General features: G+C 36.9%; 22 protein-coding genes. 5 read left to right on the forward strand and 17 right to left on the reverse strand.

Annotated features, from left to right (window positions below; genetic code table 11):
• The first annotated feature begins 120 nt into the window (after positions 1 to 120).
• Positions 121 to 768 (forward strand): phosphatase PAP2 family protein, encoded by a 648-nt coding sequence (locus DN408_RS04845; RefSeq protein ID WP_002129758.1) that lies wholly within the window; start codon positions 121 to 123, stop codon positions 766 to 768.
• A 54-nt stretch (positions 769 to 822) separates the two neighbouring features.
• On the opposite strand, the gene DN408_RS04850 is transcribed toward DN408_RS04845, so the two are convergent.
• The 5 genes from DN408_RS04850 to DN408_RS04870 all read right to left on the reverse strand — a co-directional run bounded on the left by DN408_RS04850 (position 823) and on the right by DN408_RS04870 (position 4,368).
• Positions 823 to 1,836, reverse strand: coding sequence for a PTS sugar transporter subunit IIC (locus DN408_RS04850; protein WP_002089394.1), 1,014 nt, complete (start codon positions 1,834 to 1,836; stop codon positions 823 to 825).
• 22 nt (positions 1,837 to 1,858) lie between these two features.
• Positions 1,859 to 2,809, reverse strand: coding sequence for an L-lactate dehydrogenase (locus DN408_RS04855; RefSeq protein WP_407707276.1), 951 nt, complete (start codon positions 2,807 to 2,809; stop codon positions 1,859 to 1,861).
• Positions 2,810 to 3,056: 247 nt separating this feature from the next.
• The gene (locus tag DN408_RS04860; protein ID WP_002015950.1) at positions 3,057 to 3,305 is read right to left on the reverse strand and encodes a spore coat protein; all 249 of its coding nucleotides are present in this window, start codon (positions 3,303 to 3,305) and stop codon (positions 3,057 to 3,059) included.
• Between the two features lie 13 nt (positions 3,306 to 3,318).
• The gene (locus DN408_RS04865) at positions 3,319 to 3,504 is read right to left on the reverse strand and encodes a hypothetical protein (RefSeq protein WP_001180550.1); all 186 of its coding nucleotides are present in this window, start codon (positions 3,502 to 3,504) and stop codon (positions 3,319 to 3,321) included.
• 147 nt (positions 3,505 to 3,651) lie between these two features.
• Complete coding sequence (locus DN408_RS04870; RefSeq protein WP_002184721.1) at positions 3,652 to 4,368, reverse strand: CPBP family intramembrane glutamic endopeptidase; 717 nt, start codon at positions 4,366 to 4,368, stop codon at positions 3,652 to 3,654.
• A 241-nt stretch (positions 4,369 to 4,609) separates the two neighbouring features.
• On the opposite strand from DN408_RS04870, the gene DN408_RS31900 reads away from it, so the two are divergent.
• Positions 4,610 to 4,738: a hypothetical protein gene (locus DN408_RS31900; protein ID WP_002112689.1), complete on the forward strand. Its 129-nt coding sequence runs from the start codon at positions 4,610 to 4,612 to the stop codon at positions 4,736 to 4,738.
• 27 nt (positions 4,739 to 4,765) lie between these two features.
• On the opposite strand, the gene DN408_RS04875 is transcribed toward DN408_RS31900, so the two are convergent.
• The 6 genes from DN408_RS04875 to DN408_RS04900 form a co-directional block, all read right to left on the reverse strand.
• Entirely contained in the window at positions 4,766 to 5,488 is a 723-nt protein-coding gene (locus tag DN408_RS04875; RefSeq protein WP_016127713.1) for an MBL fold metallo-hydrolase, read from the reverse strand.
• Between the two features lie 62 nt (positions 5,489 to 5,550).
• Positions 5,551 to 5,838, reverse strand: coding sequence for a DUF2178 domain-containing protein (locus DN408_RS04880; protein WP_016127712.1), 288 nt, complete (start codon positions 5,836 to 5,838; stop codon positions 5,551 to 5,553).
• Entirely contained in the window at positions 5,835 to 6,062 is a 228-nt protein-coding gene (locus DN408_RS04885; protein WP_002184716.1) for a helix-turn-helix transcriptional regulator, read from the reverse strand. The genes DN408_RS04880 and DN408_RS04885 overlap by 4 nt, the downstream gene beginning before the upstream one ends.
• Positions 6,063 to 6,192: 130 nt before the next feature.
• Entirely contained in the window at positions 6,193 to 7,977 is a 1,785-nt protein-coding gene (locus DN408_RS04890; RefSeq protein ID WP_002089410.1) for an acyl-CoA dehydrogenase family protein, read from the reverse strand.
• A 384-nt stretch (positions 7,978 to 8,361) separates the two neighbouring features.
• Complete coding sequence (locus DN408_RS04895) at positions 8,362 to 9,534, reverse strand: acetyl-CoA C-acetyltransferase (protein ID WP_001206332.1); 1,173 nt, start codon at positions 9,532 to 9,534, stop codon at positions 8,362 to 8,364.
• Between the two features lie 21 nt (positions 9,535 to 9,555).
• The gene (locus DN408_RS04900; RefSeq protein ID WP_033730843.1) at positions 9,556 to 11,937 is read right to left on the reverse strand and encodes a 3-hydroxyacyl-CoA dehydrogenase/enoyl-CoA hydratase family protein; all 2,382 of its coding nucleotides are present in this window, start codon (positions 11,935 to 11,937) and stop codon (positions 9,556 to 9,558) included.
• A 237-nt stretch (positions 11,938 to 12,174) separates the two neighbouring features.
• On the opposite strand from DN408_RS04900, the gene DN408_RS04905 reads away from it, so the two are divergent.
• Both DN408_RS04905 and DN408_RS04910 read left to right on the forward strand, forming a co-directional pair.
• Positions 12,175 to 12,321 (forward strand): YuzL family protein, encoded by a 147-nt coding sequence (locus DN408_RS04905; RefSeq protein ID WP_002034611.1) that lies wholly within the window; start codon positions 12,175 to 12,177, stop codon positions 12,319 to 12,321.
• 97 nt (positions 12,322 to 12,418) lie between these two features.
• On the forward strand, positions 12,419 to 13,258 hold the full coding sequence (locus DN408_RS04910) for a D-alanyl-D-alanine carboxypeptidase family protein (protein ID WP_147739970.1): 840 nt from the start codon (positions 12,419 to 12,421) through the stop codon (positions 13,256 to 13,258).
• Between the two features lie 22 nt (positions 13,259 to 13,280).
• On the opposite strand, the gene DN408_RS04915 is transcribed toward DN408_RS04910, so the two are convergent.
• The 4 genes from DN408_RS04915 to DN408_RS32605 form a co-directional block, all read right to left on the reverse strand.
• Positions 13,281 to 14,198: a proline dehydrogenase family protein gene (locus tag DN408_RS04915; RefSeq protein WP_002089421.1), complete on the reverse strand. Its 918-nt coding sequence runs from the start codon at positions 14,196 to 14,198 to the stop codon at positions 13,281 to 13,283.
• Between the two features lie 310 nt (positions 14,199 to 14,508).
• On the reverse strand, positions 14,509 to 14,754 hold the full coding sequence (locus DN408_RS04920) for a YusU family protein (protein WP_001290599.1): 246 nt from the start codon (positions 14,752 to 14,754) through the stop codon (positions 14,509 to 14,511).
• Between the two features lie 48 nt (positions 14,755 to 14,802).
• Positions 14,803 to 15,105 carry an MTH1187 family thiamine-binding protein gene (locus tag DN408_RS04925; protein WP_001018862.1) on the reverse strand — a complete coding sequence of 101 codons (303 nt, stop codon included), beginning with the start codon at positions 15,103 to 15,105 and terminating at the stop codon, positions 14,803 to 14,805.
• Positions 15,106 to 15,182: 77 nt separating this feature from the next.
• Positions 15,183 to 17,183: a methyl-accepting chemotaxis protein gene (locus DN408_RS32605; protein ID WP_147739971.1), complete on the reverse strand. Its 2,001-nt coding sequence runs from the start codon at positions 17,181 to 17,183 to the stop codon at positions 15,183 to 15,185.
• A 208-nt stretch (positions 17,184 to 17,391) separates the two neighbouring features.
• On the opposite strand from DN408_RS32605, the gene DN408_RS04935 reads away from it, so the two are divergent.
• Positions 17,392 to 18,150, forward strand: coding sequence for a TrmB family transcriptional regulator (locus tag DN408_RS04935; protein WP_002034606.1), 759 nt, complete (start codon positions 17,392 to 17,394; stop codon positions 18,148 to 18,150).
• A gap of 180 nt (positions 18,151 to 18,330) precedes the next feature.
• Here DN408_RS04935 and DN408_RS31305 read toward each other — a convergent pair whose 3' ends face one another.
• Positions 18,331 to 18,504 carry a hypothetical protein gene (locus tag DN408_RS31305; protein ID WP_002034605.1) on the reverse strand — a complete coding sequence of 58 codons (174 nt, stop codon included), beginning with the start codon at positions 18,502 to 18,504 and terminating at the stop codon, positions 18,331 to 18,333.
• 77 nt (positions 18,505 to 18,581) lie between these two features.
• Entirely contained in the window at positions 18,582 to 19,826 is a 1,245-nt protein-coding gene (locus DN408_RS04945) for an MFS transporter (RefSeq protein WP_129146790.1), read from the reverse strand.
• Positions 19,827 to 19,849 lie beyond the last annotated feature (23 nt).

Raw genomic sequence — 19,849 nt, forward strand, 5'->3', positions numbered from 1 at the left:
TCAAGTGACAAAAATGTAAGGTGAATTCAAGAAAATGTAAGTAAAATCGATAGCCCAATTGGATTTTCTATATTATAATCAATTGAATTTATTTACATTACTAAAACATAGGAGATTATCATGAAGAAATTTAAACTTTCATCTCTTCTTCCGTTAAGTTATATACTTCTACTCGTACTCGTAAGTCCCCTTTACGATGTATTAAATAAATCTACTGTTCACGCAGTAGATGTCACAACTGTAGTAGATGATTGGATTCCATTTGTGAAAGCATTTATTATTCCTTACTTACTTTGGTTTCCATACTTATACGGTGCACTTATTTATTACTGTTTTGCTGATCGAAAGCAATATTATGTCACTTTAAGTAGTGTAATTCTTGGAAAACTTGCTTGTTTTTCGATTTATTTTTTTTGGCAGACAACTGTACCACGCCCAACCGTCGTTGGAACAGATGTATTTTCCGAACTAGTCCGCTATATTTATAGTATTGATCATCCAGTAAACTGCTTCCCAAGCATTCATGTCCTTACGACATTTGTAATTATGTTAGCTGCCTTTAAGCGTAGAGAACAGCATACTTTGGAATATTACATCCTTACTTTCTTCGGTACGCTTATTATTTTATCAACATTATTTACGAAGCAGCATGCATTTGTAGACGCCATTTCTGGAATGACGCTTGCAAGCGTACTATACTTTGGTGTTCAGCTATTATTAGCAAAAGAAACCGTACGTGTTCCAGTAAAACAAAATCAAAAAATGTAAAAAAGCAGACTGTGGCTTCAGTCTGCTTTTCTCTATATTAAGGAGATTTTCAAATTAAGATTGCGGTACAGTCATATCACCAGAATGAATACGACCTGCTTTTTTAAGAGCAATGTACAGTATATAAGAAACAGCTACTGGAATGATGATATAAGTGATTACCATCGCTGGGACAACTTCCCACCCTTGGCTGGAAATTAAATTAATTGGTGCGATAAGAGAGCTTAATCCAAGACCTGCAATTTCTTTTCCTGCTTCCAGTTGGAAAATTAGTGCCGATACTGGGCCAACTATTGCACTGGCGACGACAGTTGGGACGAGAATCATTGGATTTTTAGTAATGTTCGGTAACTGCACTTTTGGAGTACAAAGTGCCTGGGCTAATATGCCACCTAAGTTATTTTCTTTCGCTGAAATAACAGAGAATCCGATAAATTGAGCAACACACCCTGCAAGTGCTGCACCGCCTGCAACACCATCTAAGCTAAGCGCTATCGCTAACGCAGCTGATGAAGCTGGAGAGATAAGTAACAATCCCCAAACTACAGCAATCACGATAGAAGCGATAAACGGGCTACCAGCTGAACTATCTTTAATGAATGCTCCAACTGTATTTAAAACTGGGCTAATATTTTGAGCTAACCAAATACCGACTAAACCAGAACCTAATATTGCTGCAAATGGAACGAGCATCATATCTAAAGCAGTTTTTCCACTTAATCGTTTACCAATATAAACTGCTAAAGTCGCTGTTAATAATGCACCGATTGGTTCACCTGTTTTAATGATGAGACCAGCTTCAGTAATTGAAATGGAACCAGCTCCAATTGCTCCAGCTACCATCGCTGAGAAAATTACGAGTCCGTTTGCACCGAGCATAAAGGCAATCCCGGCTCCAATTGCTGGTGCCATAAGTGATTTTGCAACGACTCCGATTGTAATAAGTAATGGTATATCAACAATTCTTCCTATATTTTCGATCAGTAAACCAATTCCAAGGGATACGAAAATACCCTGTGCGATTCCGGCAGAAGCTTTAAACACACGAGACATTATATATTCCTTCATTTGTTTCACCTTCTCCTATAATTTAGTAACCAATTGTTTTCATATAATCGCGTAAAACATCGTTTGATTTTGCAAAGCGACTTTCTTCATCTTCTGATAAGTTTAGTTCTACAACTTCTCTTACACCGTCTCTAGTAATAATTGCTGGTACTCCTGTACAAATATCGTATTCGCCATATTCACCATCTAAAATAGCTGAAACAGCGATAACACGGTGATCATCATTGAAAATTGAGCGCGCAATATAAGCTAAAGAATTTCCGATTCCGTAATAAGTAGTTCCTTTACGCTTATAAATTTCCCATCCAGCTTTTGCAGTCTTCTCAACAATTTCATCTAAATCTATTTCACCTAAGCGTTCTTTTTGTTCCTCTAAAATTTGCAGAATTGATTTTCCACCAACAGTTACGTGAGACCAAGCAACCATTTGAGAATCACCATGTTCTCCTAATGAATACCCATGAATACTACGAGGATCTACATGTAACATTTCAGATAAAATTGTTCTTAAGCGAGAAGAATCTAGTGATGTACCTGTACCAATCACACGATTTCTAGGTAATCCAGATAGCTTCCACACTTGATATGTAATAATGTCAACTGGGTTCGATGCGAGTAAGAAAATGCCATCAAATCCACTTTCCATTACGCCGCCAACAACACCCTCCATAATCTTAGCGCTGGCTCCTAAAGTGTCTAAACGACTTTGTCCAGGCTTCGGCGCTGGTCCTGCTGTAATAATAACAATGTCCATATCTTTGCAGTCTTCATAGCTTCCGGCATATACTTTTGTTCTTGTATTTGTAAAGTTAATGCAGTGCGATAAATCCATCGCTTCTCCAACTGCACGTTCATGATTTATATCAATTAACAATAGCTCTTCGCAAATCCCTTGGTTTACAATGGAATACGCACAGCTTGATCCAACTAATCCAGTACCGATAATTGCAATTTTTCTTGTGTTTCTATTCATAGCAATCTCTCCTAATTGATCATGTAGTCTATTTCTTTCGTTCTTTACACCCCTAATTATAGAGGTTCTCACGATAGAAACCATGGATACTTTGTGAAATATTGAGCAAATTTTTTGTCCTTTTTGTGAATTGTTATATTTAATTTTCGTCATATTTGTTACAACTGAAAAAATATTTATTATGTATTTATTGACATATACCAAACAAAAAAACGAGCGAATCCATTCGCTCGTTTCATTCATCACACTATTCCGCACTTAATTGACTTTTCAATTGCTGCACAATCATTGGATTAGCAGGTGCTGCCGGCTTGTAATAACTTTTTTGCTTTGCATATTCATACATATTACGTTGACGCATCTCATCTTGATTACGAATTTGAATTAACGTTTGATGTAACTGTTCGTTATCAGACTGAGAAATATAATTTGCATAACTTGTTAAACTTGAGTTTAACCCTGCTAAATAATCATTTACCATATCTTTTTCATTCATTTCTCTCTTCCTCCTATCCTAGAAAAGTCATTAATTGCTGTTTCGTATTTCGTGCATCTTGTGCATCCTTTTGTAGCATTTGCTTTAGCTGTGGATCTGTACAAGCCTGTGCATACTGGTCCAATTTGTTAATAATCGTCGCATGACCACCAATTAAATGACGTAAATTTTCCACTTCAAGCTCTGTTAAATTTTGCATAGGATACTCCTACCTTTCTTTGTTCATTCGTCATTAGTATTTGGTTCTTTTTGGATTGTATGCATGAATTAACTTTTCCTACCTATAAACAAAATAAAAGATGCATAGCTAAGCCATCCATCTTTTATGCTAAATATTCGTTCAATTTTATAAAGAGACAATCATGCTTATACTCACAAGTAAGTTCCATGCAATATGTAAAATGATACTAGGTACAATAGACTGTGTCTTCTTATATAACATAGCAAATACAATCCCCATAATCGTTGCCGTAATTGGAAAACCACCATGAAAAATCCCAAAAATGAAGGAAGAAATAATGATACCAACTAGAAAACTATATTTCTTTTCAAGAAATCGATACAAAATCCCTCTATATAAAACCTCTTCTTTAACTGGTGTAATTATAGCCACACTTAACACATATATAATGCTTTGTATCACACTATTTTGAAGTGTCTCTCCCCCTAATTGATCTCGTTGCTGCCCTGCACTTTCAAAGCTAAACAGCTCTAACATTACATACTGAGCTAATGCAATGACGATAAAACCTAGTAATAAATACAAGTAGGTTTTCCCACTTTTTAAAACAGATACATCCCAAATGTTCTTAATAAAATGAAGCACTGGTTTATAAGCAAATAAAACAATAGCAACCACAGCCGCATCAAATAGAAGTAAATAATATCCCTCTAAATTAGCACGTAATACCTCTTCTCCAAAAATTCCAAGAGCTAAAGCAAGGAATAATCCCCCCATTAATAGGAACCCCAAAATACTTGCTATCATTACTAATAAATTTTTATATGTTAAATTGTCTATCCTCTCTTCTACGCTATAAGCCTCTAATACTGTTTTACTCATACTATTCCTCCACTTGTTTTAATTCATAATAATCTTTAGTTCTTAATATACATATAAACAACATAACAAAAACCAAAACAAGAATAATATGCAATTTTACATATCACGAAAACTTTGCATTCTATAGATTTAGGAATTAGATTACTATAGAATAATTATTAGATGAAATTCCAAAAATTCCTTATCTATCCACCATAACCCTCGCATCATATAAAACTTATTAATTAAAGGAGAAATGAACATGAAAACACATGACTTCCTTACAGAAATCCAGAAGGGCTCTGAACCTAATCCATATCAAGATCCTATCGCATTTATTTTCCTTTGTTTTTCCTTAGCCATATACACATTTTTAAAACCAGCAAAATAATATCATCTAGCAAAAAGAGCCTCAAAATTATTTGAGACTCTTTCTTGTTAAATTCCTTTCCGCTTCTTCAATCGCCCGTTGCATTTGCACTAACGGATCCTTAATCATCTTCCCATGCCCTGTCGCCAATATAGTCGGCCTATATTCCAGTAATTTCTGAGCGCTTATTAACGCCGTTTCTGCATCCCAAGTACCAAACACAGGGAACGGAAATAACCACTTTATTTGTCCTGCAACGGCCACTCCTCCCCTCGTTTGAAACGCATCTCCAACAACTAGCGCATCATTCCTCGTATCTAAAAACGCCATTGAACCTGGTGTATGACCTGGAGTCTCAATCGCTAAAAGAGAACCAATTCTACCTCCTTCTTGAAGAAGAATATCTGGAATCGTCTTTATCTTTTTGGACACACCCACTTTTATCGGTGTGTTTCGTTCTCCCTTTTGCAGTGCCATATCTCCTTCAAGTAAATGAGCATCTCTTTTAGAAATATAAACCGGAACATCCGGCAATTCTTTCTTTATAACATCAAGCGCTCCTATGTGGTCATCATGAGCATGAGTAATAATAATATTCGTAATCGGTTTACCAATTTTTTGGGCCGATTCTAAAATCTTCTTTCCACAAAATGATAAAGCAGCATCAATTAAAGTTAATCCAGCCTCCTCCTCAACAAAATAACAGTTGATTGGAAATAGATGCGGGAAAAATGCTATTTGATGAACTGTTCCTGCTTTTATTACGCTCATCTCCTGTACCTCCATAAAAAAGAGCCGTTTACAAATACATATGTAAAACAGCCCTTTTCCAGTTAATATTTTCTTTTCAAAACTACAATAGTTAAAGCATAAGAACAAAGTACCCCTGCTAACAAAAATGAATTCGCTAGTTTATATTGTTCGCCTGTCAATGAATATAGATTTCCAATTAAAAAGATAACTAAATATAGAAGTAAAAATACAAATAACGAAATTTTAGCTGCATTCCCCGTAATATGCTCGCCTCTTTCGTCTTCCCCCTCATTCTTCTGAAAACGTGTTGAATATAAAACACCTATTAGTCCTGCTACTGAGATTATTATCCCTACTACAATACTCATTCCGTTTCCCCCTCTATCTTATATTGAAAAACTTCATGAAATTCCTTACCTAAAATACTTGCAATTTCAAAAGCTAAAATTAAAGATGGATTGTAACGATTCGCTTCAATTGAAGCGATTGTTTGTCTACTTACCCCAGCTTGGTTCGCTAAATCCGTTTGTGACCAGCGTTTTTCTGCTCGGAGTACAACGAGATTATTTTGTAACGTTCCACTCTGTTTCATAACCTCTCCTCATTTTACATTATTTTCTATATTCTAATTGTAATTTATTTTTAACATCATGTAAACTATTTTTAACATCAATAAAAATAAAAAACCAGCAGCCAACAGGCCACTGGTTCTCTTTCATCTATTAAACTGTATAACGCTCATCTTCTAAAATTTTCGCAGCAATTTCACGCTTCTTCGGAATTACGTTAAGTGGTGTGTGGCGAGTTAATTTACGTAATGATGATAACATCATGCGCAGCATGTCGCCATTTTCAACTGCGATAAGTGTTTCTTTCGCATCTGCTTCGATTTCGTTGAATGCTTCTTGGCAGAATACTTCAGTGTATAACACTTTTTGTTTATTCTTTTCAAGACCAGTTGTTTTAATTGCTTTTTCTGTACGAAGAAGAGCTGATTCCATTGCGTAAAGATTGCTTACGATGTCAGCGATATTCACAAGAATTTCTTGCTCTTTATCTAATGCTTTACCGTATTTTTGAGCTGCTAATCCAGCTACCATTAAACCGATTTTCTTCGCGTTCTTTACTAAATATTTTTGAAGTGCTAATGGCTCATCGCCTACTTCTTCTGGCATCATCATCATTAACTCTTCTTGTAATTTTTGTGCTTTTTGTAGTAATGGTAATTCACCTTTCATCGCTTTACGTAAGAACGTACCTGGTACGATTAGGCGGTTAATTTCGTTCGTTCCTTCGAAAATACGGTTAATACGAGAATCGCGGTACATTCTTTCAATCTCGTACTCTGCCATAAATCCGTAACCACCGTGAATTTGAACACCTTCATCTACTGTATAATCTAACACTTCAGAACCGAATACTTTATTTAAAGAGCACTCGATTGCATATTCAGCGATAGAAGCTGCTACTGCTTTACCGTCTTTTACTTCTTCTTCAGATAATGTGCTCATGCGACTTTCGAATAAACCTACTGTACGATATACAGAGCTTTCAGCTGCATATGTTTTCGCTGCCATATTCGCAAGTTTCTCTTGAATTAATGGGAAGCGAGCGATTGGTTGTTTGAATTGTTGACGTTGATTTGCATATTGTGCTGAAATTTCTACTGCACGTTTCGCAGATCCAACTGTACCAACACCTAATTTATAACGACCGATATTTAAAATGTTGAACGCGATAATATGGCCTTTACCGATTTCACCAAGTAGGTTTTCTTTCGGTACTAACGCATCTTCTAAAATTAACGTACGAGTTGAAGAACATTTAATACCCATTTTCTTCTCTTCAGGGCTTGTAGATACACCAGCATAGTCTTTCTCTACGATAAATGCTGAGAAGTGCTCACCGTCTATTTTTGCGTATACGATAAATACGTCAGCAAATGCAGAGTTTGTAATCCATTGTTTTTCACCATTTAATACGTAATGCGTACCTTCTGCATTTAAACGTGCAGTTGTTTTTGCACCTAATGCGTCAGATCCTGAACCTGGCTCAGTTAATGCGTATGCCGCTAATTTTTCACCAGTTGCAAGTAGTGGTAAATATTTTTTCTTTTGCTCTTCGTTACCGAATAATACGATTGGTAACGATCCGATACCAACGTGAGCACCGTGAGTGATTGCAAAACCACCAGCGCGCGAGAATTTCTCTGCGATTAACGCTGAGCTTACTTTATCAAGACCAATTCCGCCGTACTCTTCTGGTACGTCAGCGCCTAGTAAACCAAGTTCACCAGCTTCTTTTAAAAGACGCACAGAACGATCAAACTCGTGTTGTTCTAAATATTCAAGCTCCGGAAGAACTTCATTTACGATAAAGTCCTCTGTCGTTTTTGCAATCATTTTATGCTCAGATGAAAAATCTTCTGGCGTAAACACTTGATCAATTGTAATTTCCTCTACTAAAAAGCTACCGCCTTTAACCGCATTTCCTACTGTTTTTTCCATGAAAATTTCCTCCTTCATATTTTCATAAGCCGCTTTTCTCATTTTGAAAGAAGCTGGCTCTCATTTTTTTATAAACCTTTGTTGCTTCCATTCTTTGCTTTAGCGCCCTCTTGTTCTGAGCGAGCCGCCTGCGCTTTTTTTATAATCCAGTTCCGGTGGCTAAAACAGTCGGTCGTTTCATCCCTTCCTGTGAGGCAAAAAGCACCTCTTCGTCAGGGCTTCCAACGCCCTCCTGTTCTGAGCAAGCCACTTGCACTTTTTTTTATAATCCAGTTCCAGCGGCTAGAATGTTCGATGGCTTCGCTTCTTCCTACGAGGCAAACAGCGCCTCTTCGTCTGAAACTCCATCACCCTCACATTCTGAGCGAGCCGCTTACACTTTTTTTATAGTAATTCAAATACTCCCGCTGCTCCCATTCCGCCACCGATACACATTGTTACGATACCGAATTGTTGGTTGCGACGTTTCATTTCGTGAATAAGAGATAGTGTTAGTTTTGCTCCTGTACAGCCAAGTGGATGTCCAAGTGCGATTGCACCGCCGTTTACGTTTACTTTTTCTTCATCTAAACCAAGTTCACGAATAACTTGGATAGATTGAGAAGCAAATGCTTCATTTAGTTCAAATAGACCGATATCAGATAGCTCTAAACCAGCTAATTTTAACGCTTTCGGAATTGCAGCAATTGGGCCGATTCCCATTACTTCTGGTGGTACTCCAGCTACTGCGAATGAACGGAATTTTGCAAGTGGCTTCATGCCATCGCTCACTGCTTTTTCACGATCCATTAATAGTACAGATGCTGCACCGTCACTCATTTGTGAAGAGTTACCAGCCGTTACAGAACCGCGAACGTTAAATGCTGGACGTAATTTACCTAAAATGTCTAGCGTCGTCTCTGCTCTTACACCTTCGTCTTGTGCGAAAATGATTGTTTCTTCTTGCAGTTTGTTGTTTGATCCAACCGAGCGTAACGTCACATCTACAGATACTGTTTCATCCGCAAAGTTCCCTGCAGCTAATGCTTTCGCAGCACGTTGATGACTTCTTACTGCAAATGCATCTTGTTCTTCACGAGAAATTCCATATTTCACAGCAACTTGCTCTGCTGTATGTCCCATACCCATATAATATTCTGGAGCAGCTTCTACAAGGCGACTGTTCGGACGAACAACGTGCCCCATCATTGGAACTAAACTCATTGATTCCGCTCCGCCTGATAATACAGCTTCAGAGTGACCAAGCATAATGCGCTCTGCTCCGTAAGCGATACTTTGTAAACCTGAAGAACAGTAACGGTTAATTGTAATAGCTGGAACATCGTAAGAAAGTCCTGCTAGCCCGCCGATATTACGAGCCATATTTAAACCTTGCTCTGCTTCTGGCATCGCACAACCGAAAATTAAATCATCAATTGGTCCTTCATAATTCGCACGCTTTAACGTTTCTTTTACTACTAACGCCCCTAGATCGTCAGGACGAACTGTTTTTAATGAACCCCTCTTTGCTTTTCCAATTGGTGTTCTTGCTCCCGCAACAATGACAGCTTCTCTCATGAACGATATCTCCCCTCGTTATTAGTTACGTAATGGTTTTCCTTTTACAAGCATGTGCTGCATTCTTGCTTGTGATTTCATCTCACTTACTAAGCTAATAAATGCTTCACGTTCTACATCTAATAAATACTGCTCATCAACTTCTGTTCCGTACGGCACTTTTCCACCCGCAATGACATATGCCAGTTTCTTCGCAATGTGCAGATCATGTTCAGAAATGTAACCTGATAAATGCATTGCCTCTGCACCAAGTACAAGCGCTGCATATCCTGTCTCACCAACAACTGGTATCTTTTTGCGGATAGGTGCTTTATAACCTGCTTCATATAAAGAAAGTGCTTTTTGTTTCGCATCATATAGTAAGTGATCACCATTCACACTAATACCGTCTTTATCGCCTAAGAAGTTGTTCGATACAGCTTCTTGTGCTGATGTAGAAACTTTCGCCATCGCTACAGATTCGAATACTTTATTCGCAACTTTTTGTAAGTCAAATTCTACACCGTTTGCCATTTTGTTTAAGTGTTTAATGTATAACTCTTTGTTACCGCCTCCGCCAGGGATTAAGCCAACACCTACTTCTACTAAGCCCATATAAGTCTCACTAGAAGCTTGAATGCTCGCTGCTGGTAAACAAACTTCTGTACCTCCGCCAAGCGTCATACCATATGGTGCCGCTACAACTGGCTTAGAAGAGTATTTAATTTTCGTCATTGCATCTTGGAAGTTTTTCACAACCAACTCAATTTCAAAGTAGTTGTCATCTTGTGCTTCCATTAAGATCATTGCTAGGTTCGCACCCACGCAGAAGTTCTTCGATTGATTACCGATAACAAGACCTTTATAATTCTTTTCTACTTCATCAACAGCGTAGTTAATCATTTGCGTAATATCCATACCGATTGCATTGCTCTTCGAATGGAATTCTAAGCAAAGGATACCATCGCCTAAATCGATTAAGCTCGCTCCGCTATTTTTCTTTAATACGCCATTTTTCGCTTTTAATTGTTTAAGAGAAATTGCCTTTTTATTACGTTCGATTAGCTTATATTCGCCATTATCGTAATAGTAGCTATCTCCGTTATCGTGTTTGTAGAAAGTAGTGAAACCTTTCTCTAACATTTCTTTCACCCAAGTCGGAACAACTACGCCGTTTTCTTCCATCTTTTGAACGGACTTTTCAACGCCGATTGCATCCCAAACTTCAAATGGTCCTTGCTCCCAGCCGAAGCCCCACTTCATCGCTTGGTCAATTGCAACGATATCGTCAGCAATTTCTTTATGAAGTTTTGCAGAGTATAAAAGAGTTGGTGTGATGATGTTCCATAACAACTCTCCTGCGCGGTCTTTCGCGTATACAAGCGCTTTCAATTTATTCGATAAACCTTTTTCTTGTTTACTTAACTCGATAGATGCAGCTTTTAATTTTTTGCGAGCTTCGTATTCCATCGTTTCAGGATTTAGTTCTAAAATTTCTTTTCCTTGTTTTAAGAAGAAGCCTTGACCTGTTTTGCTTCCAAGCCATTTTTTATCAAGCATGTCATGCATGAAAGCTGGTACTTTAAATACATCACGCTCTTCTTCTTGTACGTTTTCATATACGTTATTTGCAACGTGTACGAATGTATCTAAACCAACAACATCTAATGTACGGAACGTTGCGCTCTTCGGGCGACCAATAAGTGGGCCTGTTACAGAATCAACTTCCCCAATGCTATAGCCGCGTTTTATCATCTCTTGAAGAGTTACTAATAAACCGTACGTACCGATGCGGTTTCCAATAAAGTTTGGTGTGTCTTTTGCGATAACAACGCCTTTTCCAAGAACGTCTTCGCCAAATAGTTTCATGAAGCTTAATACTTGTGGATCAGTTTCTTTCGTCGGTATTACCTCTAGAAGTTTTAAATATCGTGGTGGGTTAAAAAAGTGTGTTCCTAAGAAGTGCTTTTGGAAGTCGTCTGAACGACCTTCTGCCATTTTTTCTACTGAAATGCCTGACGTATTCGAGCTTACAATAGAACCCGCTTTACGAACGGCATCTACTTTTTCAAATAGTTTCTTTTTAATATCTAAGTTTTCAACTACTACTTCGATAATCCAATCTACATCAGCTAGACGCTCAAGATCATCTTCTAAGTTACCTGCTTCAATCAGTGCTAGATTTCCTTTCACTGTCAGAGGAGCTGGTTTTTGCTTTAATAGTTTTTGCACAGCCGTATTACTAAAACGATTTCTCACACTTTTATGTTCTAATGTAAGTCCCTTCGCCTCTTCTTCTTTCGTAAGCGCAGGTGGTACAATATCAAGCAATAATGTCGGAATACCAATATTAGCTAAGTGTGCCGCAATTCCTGAACCCATTACGCCTGAACCTAGAACAGCAGCCTTTTTAATTTGGAACATCCATTTCTCCCCCTATTCTTGAATGAATGCTCATTCAATTTTTCGACATGAGTCGCAATCAATGAGTGAGCCTCTACTAATAAATATATGATACAGTTTGAATTTTCGCAATATATTTATTGATAAAATTTTCTGAAATAAATATATTTCTTTCATTTGGCTATGCTATACATGTGTATTTTCTTCATTAAAATGCACTTTTCCTTTTTATAATCTGACGAAACTGGAGGAATATATATGGCAAAACTTAAGAAGAACCCTTCAAAAGCTGGAATTAGCGCAGCAAGTGTAACTGGAAATGCAGGTCCGCATAATCACGGTGTTGAAAAAGGGCGTCAAAGTAATAACCAACAATATAAGAAGCATAATATGGGCGAAAAATAACGCTATATTTTTGGGCAGAGGACGTGGCATAATGATTAATGGCTGCTTTTTCTGCCCAATTTATTTGTACATATGGAAAACAAAAGAGGGAACGACGATGAAACGAACAATAATTATGATTGTAATGATTGCCACACTATTTACAGGGATGATTTTCTTCTCTTATGCACAAAGGCAACAAGTTGTAAGAGCAGATCAGCCTAACATTAATGGGCAATACGGGATTACAATCGATGCAGACACAGGTGAAATTTTGTATGGAAAACGGGAAGATGAACGCTCTTATCCGGCTAGTATAGGGAAAATGATGACTACCTTACTCTTACTAGAAAATGTGAAAGAAGATGAAGAAATTACGGTTACAGAGAATGCGATTAAAACGGAAAGTCAAAGTAAGAAGATTAAGCTTCGCGCGGGTGAAAAATTAAAACGTGATGAGGCATTAAAACTTATGCTTATTATTAGTGCAGACCCAATCGCTGAGTCAATTGCAGAACATATCGCAGGATCAAAAAATGAGTTTGTGAAAATGATGAACGCTAGGGCGAAGGAACTTGGGACAAAACATGCGACTTTCAAAAACGCAAGCGGTGCTGATGCACTTGGAAATAAAGTATCACCATATGACATTGCTATTATTACGAAAGAAGCCTTGAAGTATCCGATCGTTTTAGAATATATGAATTCAATACATACAACACTACATACTTCAGAGCGTTCTCCGAAAATCGCAAACTATGGACGGGAAGAACTATATGATGATCCATATGCGATTGGAAGTAAAAGCGGTTTATCAGCACTCGGAAAATACACAGTCGTAACAGTTGATGAAAAAGACGGTAAACGCGTCATTAACGTCGTGTTATCTTCTACTCGTACGCAGCTATATCCTGATACGAAGAAAATGGCGCACTACGCATTTCAGCAATTAAAATAACCAAGGAGTATTTTCTCCTTGGTTATTTTTTGATCATACCTTTTAATACGAACGCAACGTTTGCTGGACGTTCTGCTAGACGGCGCATGAAATAGCCATACCAGTCGTTTCCATAAGGCACGTAAACGCGCATTTTGTAACCTTCTTTTACTAGCTCAAGTTGACGCTCTGTACGAATACCAAATAACATTTGGAATTCAAATTGATCCCTTGGAATGTTGTGTTCTTCCGCAAGTTTTTTCGTATATTCAATAATCGCTTCGTCATGTGAAGCAATTGCAGTGTAATTTCCATTTAATAAGTGCATTTTAATAATTTTTTTATAATTGTCATCTACATCTTTCTTTTCCGGGAACGCTACTTCTTCAGGTTCTTTATAGGCCCCTTTTACAAGACGTAAATTAGGATTATAAGCGTTTAAATCTTCCATATCTTTTTCTGTACGATATAAGTAAGCTTGAATAACTGTACCAATATTATCGTACTCAGATTTTAACTGTTTAAAGATATCAATTGTTTTTCCGCAGCGCGTATAGTCTTCCATATCAATTGTAATAAACACACCATTTTCTTTTGCAGCTTCTAAAATACGGCGCATATTGTTCATTACGATTTCGTCAGAAATATCTAATCCCATAGAAGTCATCTTTAAAGAAAGCTGCGAATTAAGACCTTCTCTTCCAATTGCACGAATCGCTTCAATCGATTCGCTAGCCATTTCATTTGCTTCCGCTTCGTTATCAACGAATTCACCTAAATAATCGATTGTTACACAAAGACCTTGCTTATTTAATGCTTTAATTGCAGCTGTCGCTAATTCAATCGTTTCCCCTGCGACGAAGCGACCTGCACCAAAGCGTAAACCGTACTTTTTAGCCAGTTTTGTTAGCGCTTTATTTTTAGATAAGAAAAGAAACGAATTTCGCATTAATTGTTCCATGTAATTCACCCCTACGACTATAATTTATCTGTTTTTTACCCCTCTTCAAAATTATATCATTGTTTAAAATTATTTGATACAAATAATTATTTAGATAATTTATAAAATACTATCAAAACATTTAAAACTCTATATTCTCGTTTGTAAATATGAAGAAAACATTTTTCGACATTCAGAAAAAACGGGTTTACTAGGGAAAAAATGAGCATGCCGAAAATATTCGACATGCTCACAAAACCATTTATATTTCATGTAAATTATATAAGGATATTAATAACAAAAACTTGAGGTAACATTATCTCAAGCCTTCTTACTTCTCATTTCGCTTCTCATCATTCAGCTTTTTAATATTCGTAATTAACTGTACCATCTCTTCTTTTGCATCTGGATACGTCTCATTCCAATGTTTCACTAAAGCTGGCATCGTCTTAGCCATATAAGAATAAAGTGCCCATTTCTGTACCTGCTCTTTTCGCTCTTCGTTGCTCTCTCCAAGTAATAGTTCCGTGTATTTCTCTAGCAAGCCATCAAACTGCTCATTAAACTTTTCACTCATCTTATTTTCCTCCTATATGAAAAAAGCAGCGAAGATCGCTGCTTTTTCTTATAATTTTGATCGAACAGAGTTTAATTTCTTCTCCATCGTACTTACTTTATCACGGCGATCATCGATACGAATTGTTGTCGCAACGCGCTGTGCACCTTTCGTGTATGGAACTTCATGCATTTGTTGAATGACTTCTAAAATGACAGGAAGATCTCCTTCAATTACTGTATTCATCGGTGTTAATTGATACTTCACGCGATCAGCATTTTTCTCTAGTACCTTTTGTACTTCTGCTACATATTCACTAACACTTGGATTACCTGTTCCTACTGGAATAATCGATACATCAACAATTGCCATAATAATCTTCCTCCTATTACTGCTTCTTATATATCCATTGTCTATTTTACCGAAATTCTCATCATTTTACTAATACGTTACTCTTCTACTTTAAACTGCTCAATCAATTTTTCTAAGTCCTGCATATTCTCTGTCAAACTTTCCATCGTATGAGCTACTTTTTCTAAATGATTCACTTGTGACTCAGTTGCTGCATTTACCTCTTCAGAAACAGCCGCACTCTCTTGACTCGTGCTAGCAATTGTTTGCATAACTTCTGTAATTTCTTCTTGCTCGTGACCTATGTTATTTACCTCTTCTACAATTTTTTCAACTGAGGCACTAATAGTATTTACAACTGACATAATTGTGCGGAATTCTGTCTCCGCCTCTGTCGTAACTTTATTTTGTATATCCGCAATGTCTTTCAATTTACTTACAACTTCTACAACTCGTTTTACTTCTAACTGCACATCGCTAATCATTATTGTAATCTCACCCGTTGCCTCTTTTGATTGTTCAGCTAATTTCCGAACCTCTTCCGCAACAACAGCAAAGCCCTTACCTTGCTCACCTGCACGTGCTGCTTCAATTGAAGCGTTTAAAGCCAGTAAATTCGTTTGATCCGAAAGACCTTTTATAAGTTCTACCACATTTTGAATCGATCCAACCCTTTGCTCTAACTTACCGGACGCTTCTTCCGTATGAACAACGATAGAAGATGATTGTTCTCTTGTACGAACTAAATTACGCATCGTATTTAATCCTTGCTTAGATGCCTCTTCAGCTTTGCCAGCCACTCCTTTTATTTCACCAACGGAGTTATTCATTTGCTCCACTGACTGCGCCATATTCTCGAGCTGTTCTGAAACTTCATCTACACTATTAGCAAGAGTAGACGCGCCTCCGCTCACATCATCCATTGCACCTGAAACTTCTCTACTAGCTGCTACAGTTTCATTCGTTAAATAATGCAGATTGTGAGTCGATTTCTGTACTGTCCATACACTATTTTTAATTTTACTTACCATTTCATTCATTTGCTCAACCATATGATTAAAATGATTTGTCAGTTCTCCAACTTCATCCTTACTTGTCACTTTCATTTGCAACGTTAAGTCACCTTCTGCTACTTTTTGAACGTGATTTGTTAATAGTTGTAATGGTCTTGCTAATCTTCTTGAGAATACATATGAAGCTAATATTCCAATCAATAAACTTATACATGCCATTATAATAACTGTATTTCTTGTTTCTATTAGTAAGTTATCAATGGACTCTTTCGGATATACAATCCCGATTTTCCATTTCATCTTATCAAACAATTGACTATAGGCTACTACATCTTTTCCACCTAATGTCGCCGCCGCAAATTTCGTTTCATCTTTATTTAAACTTTTAACAAGTGGTTCTTTCGAAACATCTTTTCCTACTTTCTCCGGGTACACAATGGCAATATTTTTATCATTTATAACAAACATTTCTCCGCCATTATTATATTGAATATTATGGAGTAGCTTTTGAATCGTTCCTAGTGATACATCCATTGCTACAACACCTAACACAGAACCATCTTGTCCGACAATGGCTTTTGAAACTCCAATACTTAACTTACCCGTCGCGATTTCATATTGTGGTTCTCCCCAAATAGTCGATTCTGTAGCTGCTTCTGACGCTTTATACCAAGGGCGACTCGTCGGATCATATCCTTCTGGAACTGTCCCACCATCTGCAAGATTTGCACTCAACGTTTTTTTATCTTTCGTCCCAATGTAGACATCTAAAATATCAGGATGATTCTTTTTAAACCTTGAAAATTCCTTTAAAATAAAACTCTCTTCTTCTGGAGTAACCCCATCTTGTAGCATGTTTTGAATATCATCATGAGATCCATAATGACCCATATCTTCTTCAATTCGCTGCATAAATGCAGTTAACTGCTCTGTCACAAGATCCATCGTATTTTCAGAATACTGGTCTAATGAGTGCGTTTCTTTCTCTTTTTGCAATTGATACACAGCTGTACCTAATATTACAAACATCATAGAAATAAGTACCGAAAATACTACTGCAATTTTTAAACGTAAACTTCTCAACATATTCCCTCAAGCATCCCCTTCTCGGTAAAATTCAATCGCATTAATCATTATATTAAGTATAATAGATAAAACGGAAAGCTCAATCCATATAGTTTAAAAAATTGAAATTTATTCTCATTTCAATCAACCTACTTGTTATCTCAACACTTGTGTAAAAACAAATAGTTCATTATCCTTAACATATAATCTCATTCGTTCGGAGGGAACTATGCTACAAAAATTCGGTTTCTCACAATATGAAAGCCAAGCTTATGAAGTTGTCGTATCAAGCAATGACCCATTAGATGCAACAACTATCGTTAAACATTCAGGTGTTCCAAAAGCAAAAATATACGAAGTGTTAGCACGACTCATTGATAAAGGGATGGTAATGGATTCTGTTTCTGAAAAGAAAAAATTGTATACAGCATTACCACTCAAGCTAGCAATTGAAAAGTTAACGACAGAATTCCAATCTAATATTAAAGAACTTGAAAATAATATTTCTAAAAAATCATTTACAGATGACCGCGTTTGGAGTTTAAAAATGCAGTCTTCTATTAAAGTACAAAGTAGGCAACTTATAGAAGATGCGAAAGAATCCATACGCATCTCCGCATGGAACGATACCCTTTTAGAATATCTTCCTTTACTAGAACAAAAAGAAAAACAAGGCGTCCAAGTCGAGTCCCTCATAGTTGGAAAAGTGGAAACTGACTTAGAAAACATGCATTTTTTAATCCCAGCTCAAGAACCTAACGCATTAGAGCGTTATTTACTACTCATCGTTGACGATAGTGAAATTTTATTTGCTGGTGTAGAGCAAGAATCATGGCAAGCGATGAAAACAATGTCACAACCTTTCGTGAAGTTCTTTACGGAGTTCTTCTATCATGACGTTGCACTTGCGAAGATTACAGAGAAGCACCATGATCTCTTTATGCAGGATGAGGAAATTAAGGAATTGTTGATGAAGTTGAGATATTAACAAATCCAAAAATCGATTCTACCATTTGAATAGATAATATAATTTTCCATACAAAAAAAGCTGTATCAAACGGAGTTTTACATACTCATTTGGTACAGCTCTTTTTTACGCTTTCGCTAATTCAATTTTATGTAGTTGGTTTTTCGGATGGTTTTGATTTGTAAATACAGAACGTTCATTTCACGATTTTTTTTGCTCCTTTATCTCCATCAAAAGCTCAATAATCTTCTCATTTTGCTCTACTTGTTTCTCAGAATTTTGATAGATGAAACGAATCCATCTAAATACAAAAATAATAAGAAATAATGGGACTAAAGAAATTAGAAAACCAATAATTGAAAAATTAGACTCCATATACTATCACCTCGCTATATACTCCCTTCTCCATTTCTCTACTAACCCCTGCAATTTTTCACACAAAAAAGAACCTATCAAATGATAGATTCTTCTTTCGTAAGCTGATTCGAACGTCCTCTCGTAATAGAGAAAATCGCACAAAGTAGTGCCAATATAATGAAAACGCCGCCTACCCAAGCGTTATATATAACAGATGATTTCTCAATAACAACTCCGCCCACTGTTGAGCCAAGTGCAATTCCTAAATGAAGTGCAGAGTTATTTAAACCTTGCTGAATACCAGCTGATTCTGGCGCAATTTCAATTAAATAGTTTTGCTGTGCTGGCGAAATTGCCCAGCTCAACATACTCCAAAGCCCCATCATAATAATGAAAAGCGGGAATGAGAATGTCATCATCGGCAACATAAAGATTGCACATGCAAATACGATAATGATGGAAATAATACTTTTCTTCGATCCCCATTTATCAGCAAGCCAGCCGCCAAGGCCACCTCCAAGTACCGCTGCAATTCCGAAAATGAAGTAAAACACACTAATCCAATTTGCTTCAACATGCATCACATCTTTTAGAAACGGCGTTAAATATGCGTATAGCGTTAAATGACCTGTTAAAAATAAAAATGATGTTAACTGTGCGCTTACAATTTTTTTATCCTTTAACGTAGCAATTTGTTCTCTTATTGATAATACCGATGTCGCTGGTACTTTCGTTAAGAATAATGAAATACAAGCAATCGCCATAACCGTTAATATTGAAATTAATACAAATGGTGCACGCCATCCATATGCATTTCCGAGCACAAGACCTAGCGGTACTCCAAGTACGAGTGATCCACTAATACCCATGAAAATGATTCCAATTGCACGCGCACGAAAATGCGGTTCTACAACGCTAGAAGCAAGTGTTACTGATAGTGCAATAATAAGCGAACCACTCGCTGCACAAACAACCCTTGAAAACATTAACATCCCGTAATTCACACTAAATGCTGAAATAATATTTCCGATTAAGAAAATTGATAATGCCCCAATGTATAATCTTTTTCTTTCAAATTTTCCAGTTACCGCTAATAAAACCGGACCTGATAAAGCAAATACTACTGAAAATATTGTTATAAGCTGACCAGCTGCACTAATAGATACTCCTAAATCATTGGCAACTAGATCGAGCGTTCCTCCTATAATTAGCTCAACCGTTCCGACTACAAAAGCCGCGATAGCTAAAATATACACACGAAAATTCAAGTCTTTCCCCACGCTTTCTTTTTTGGTTACTACGACTATAGTAACCAAAAAAGAAATTGAAAACAAGTACAATTTTTTTACAATAAAAAAACAGG

Origin of the sequence: Bacillus sp. AR13-1, from assembly GCF_008042285.1 — a bacterium.
GTDB lineage: Bacteria > Bacillota > Bacilli > Bacillales > Bacillaceae_G > Bacillus_A > Bacillus_A mycoides.

Bases quoted from the DNA above. Each gene is read 5' to 3' on its own strand.
- DN408_RS04860 (WP_002015950.1), bottom strand. From the start codon at position 3,305: ATGAATGAAAAAGATATGGTAAATGATTATTTAGCAGGGTTAAACTCA.
- DN408_RS04855 (WP_407707276.1), bottom strand. From the start codon at position 2,809: ATGAATAGAAACACAAGAAAAATTGCAATTATCGGTACTGGATTAGTT.
- DN408_RS04895 (WP_001206332.1), bottom strand. From the start codon at position 9,534: ATGAGAGAAGCTGTCATTGTTGCGGGAGCAAGAACACCAATTGGAAAA.
- DN408_RS04920 (WP_001290599.1), bottom strand. From the start codon at position 14,754: ATGAGTGAAAAGTTTAATGAGCAGTTTGATGGCTTGCTAGAGAAATAC.
- DN408_RS04890 (WP_002089410.1), bottom strand. From the start codon at position 7,977: ATGGAAAAAACAGTAGGAAATGCGGTTAAAGGCGGTAGCTTTTTAGTA.
- DN408_RS04915 (WP_002089421.1), bottom strand. From the start codon at position 14,198: ATGGAACAATTAATGCGAAATTCGTTTCTTTTCTTATCTAAAAATAAA.
- DN408_RS04875 (WP_016127713.1), bottom strand. From the start codon at position 5,488: ATGAGCGTAATAAAAGCAGGAACAGTTCATCAAATAGCATTTTTCCCG.
- DN408_RS31900 (WP_002112689.1), top strand. From the start codon at position 4,610: ATGAAAACACATGACTTCCTTACAGAAATCCAGAAGGGCTCTGAACCT.
- DN408_RS04850 (WP_002089394.1), bottom strand. From the start codon at position 1,836: ATGAAGGAATATATAATGTCTCGTGTGTTTAAAGCTTCTGCCGGAATC.
- DN408_RS32605 (WP_147739971.1), bottom strand. From the start codon at position 17,183: ATGTTGAGAAGTTTACGTTTAAAAATTGCAGTAGTATTTTCGGTACTT.
- DN408_RS04870 (WP_002184721.1), bottom strand. From the start codon at position 4,368: ATGAGTAAAACAGTATTAGAGGCTTATAGCGTAGAAGAGAGGATAGAC.
- DN408_RS31305 (WP_002034605.1), bottom strand. From the start codon at position 18,504: ATGGAGTCTAATTTTTCAATTATTGGTTTTCTAATTTCTTTAGTCCCA.
- DN408_RS04900 (WP_033730843.1), bottom strand. From the start codon at position 11,937: ATGTTCCAAATTAAAAAGGCTGCTGTTCTAGGTTCAGGCGTAATGGGT.
- DN408_RS04845 (WP_002129758.1), top strand. From the start codon at position 121: ATGAAGAAATTTAAACTTTCATCTCTTCTTCCGTTAAGTTATATACTT.
- DN408_RS04885 (WP_002184716.1), bottom strand. From the start codon at position 6,062: ATGAAACAGAGTGGAACGTTACAAAATAATCTCGTTGTACTCCGAGCA.
- DN408_RS04880 (WP_016127712.1), bottom strand. From the start codon at position 5,838: ATGAGTATTGTAGTAGGGATAATAATCTCAGTAGCAGGACTAATAGGT.
- DN408_RS04865 (WP_001180550.1), bottom strand. From the start codon at position 3,504: ATGCAAAATTTAACAGAGCTTGAAGTGGAAAATTTACGTCATTTAATT.
- DN408_RS04925 (WP_001018862.1), bottom strand. From the start codon at position 15,105: ATGGCAATTGTTGATGTATCGATTATTCCAGTAGGAACAGGTAATCCA.
- DN408_RS04905 (WP_002034611.1), top strand. From the start codon at position 12,175: ATGGCAAAACTTAAGAAGAACCCTTCAAAAGCTGGAATTAGCGCAGCA.
- DN408_RS04910 (WP_147739970.1), top strand. From the start codon at position 12,419: ATGAAACGAACAATAATTATGATTGTAATGATTGCCACACTATTTACA.
- DN408_RS04935 (WP_002034606.1), top strand. From the start codon at position 17,392: ATGCTACAAAAATTCGGTTTCTCACAATATGAAAGCCAAGCTTATGAA.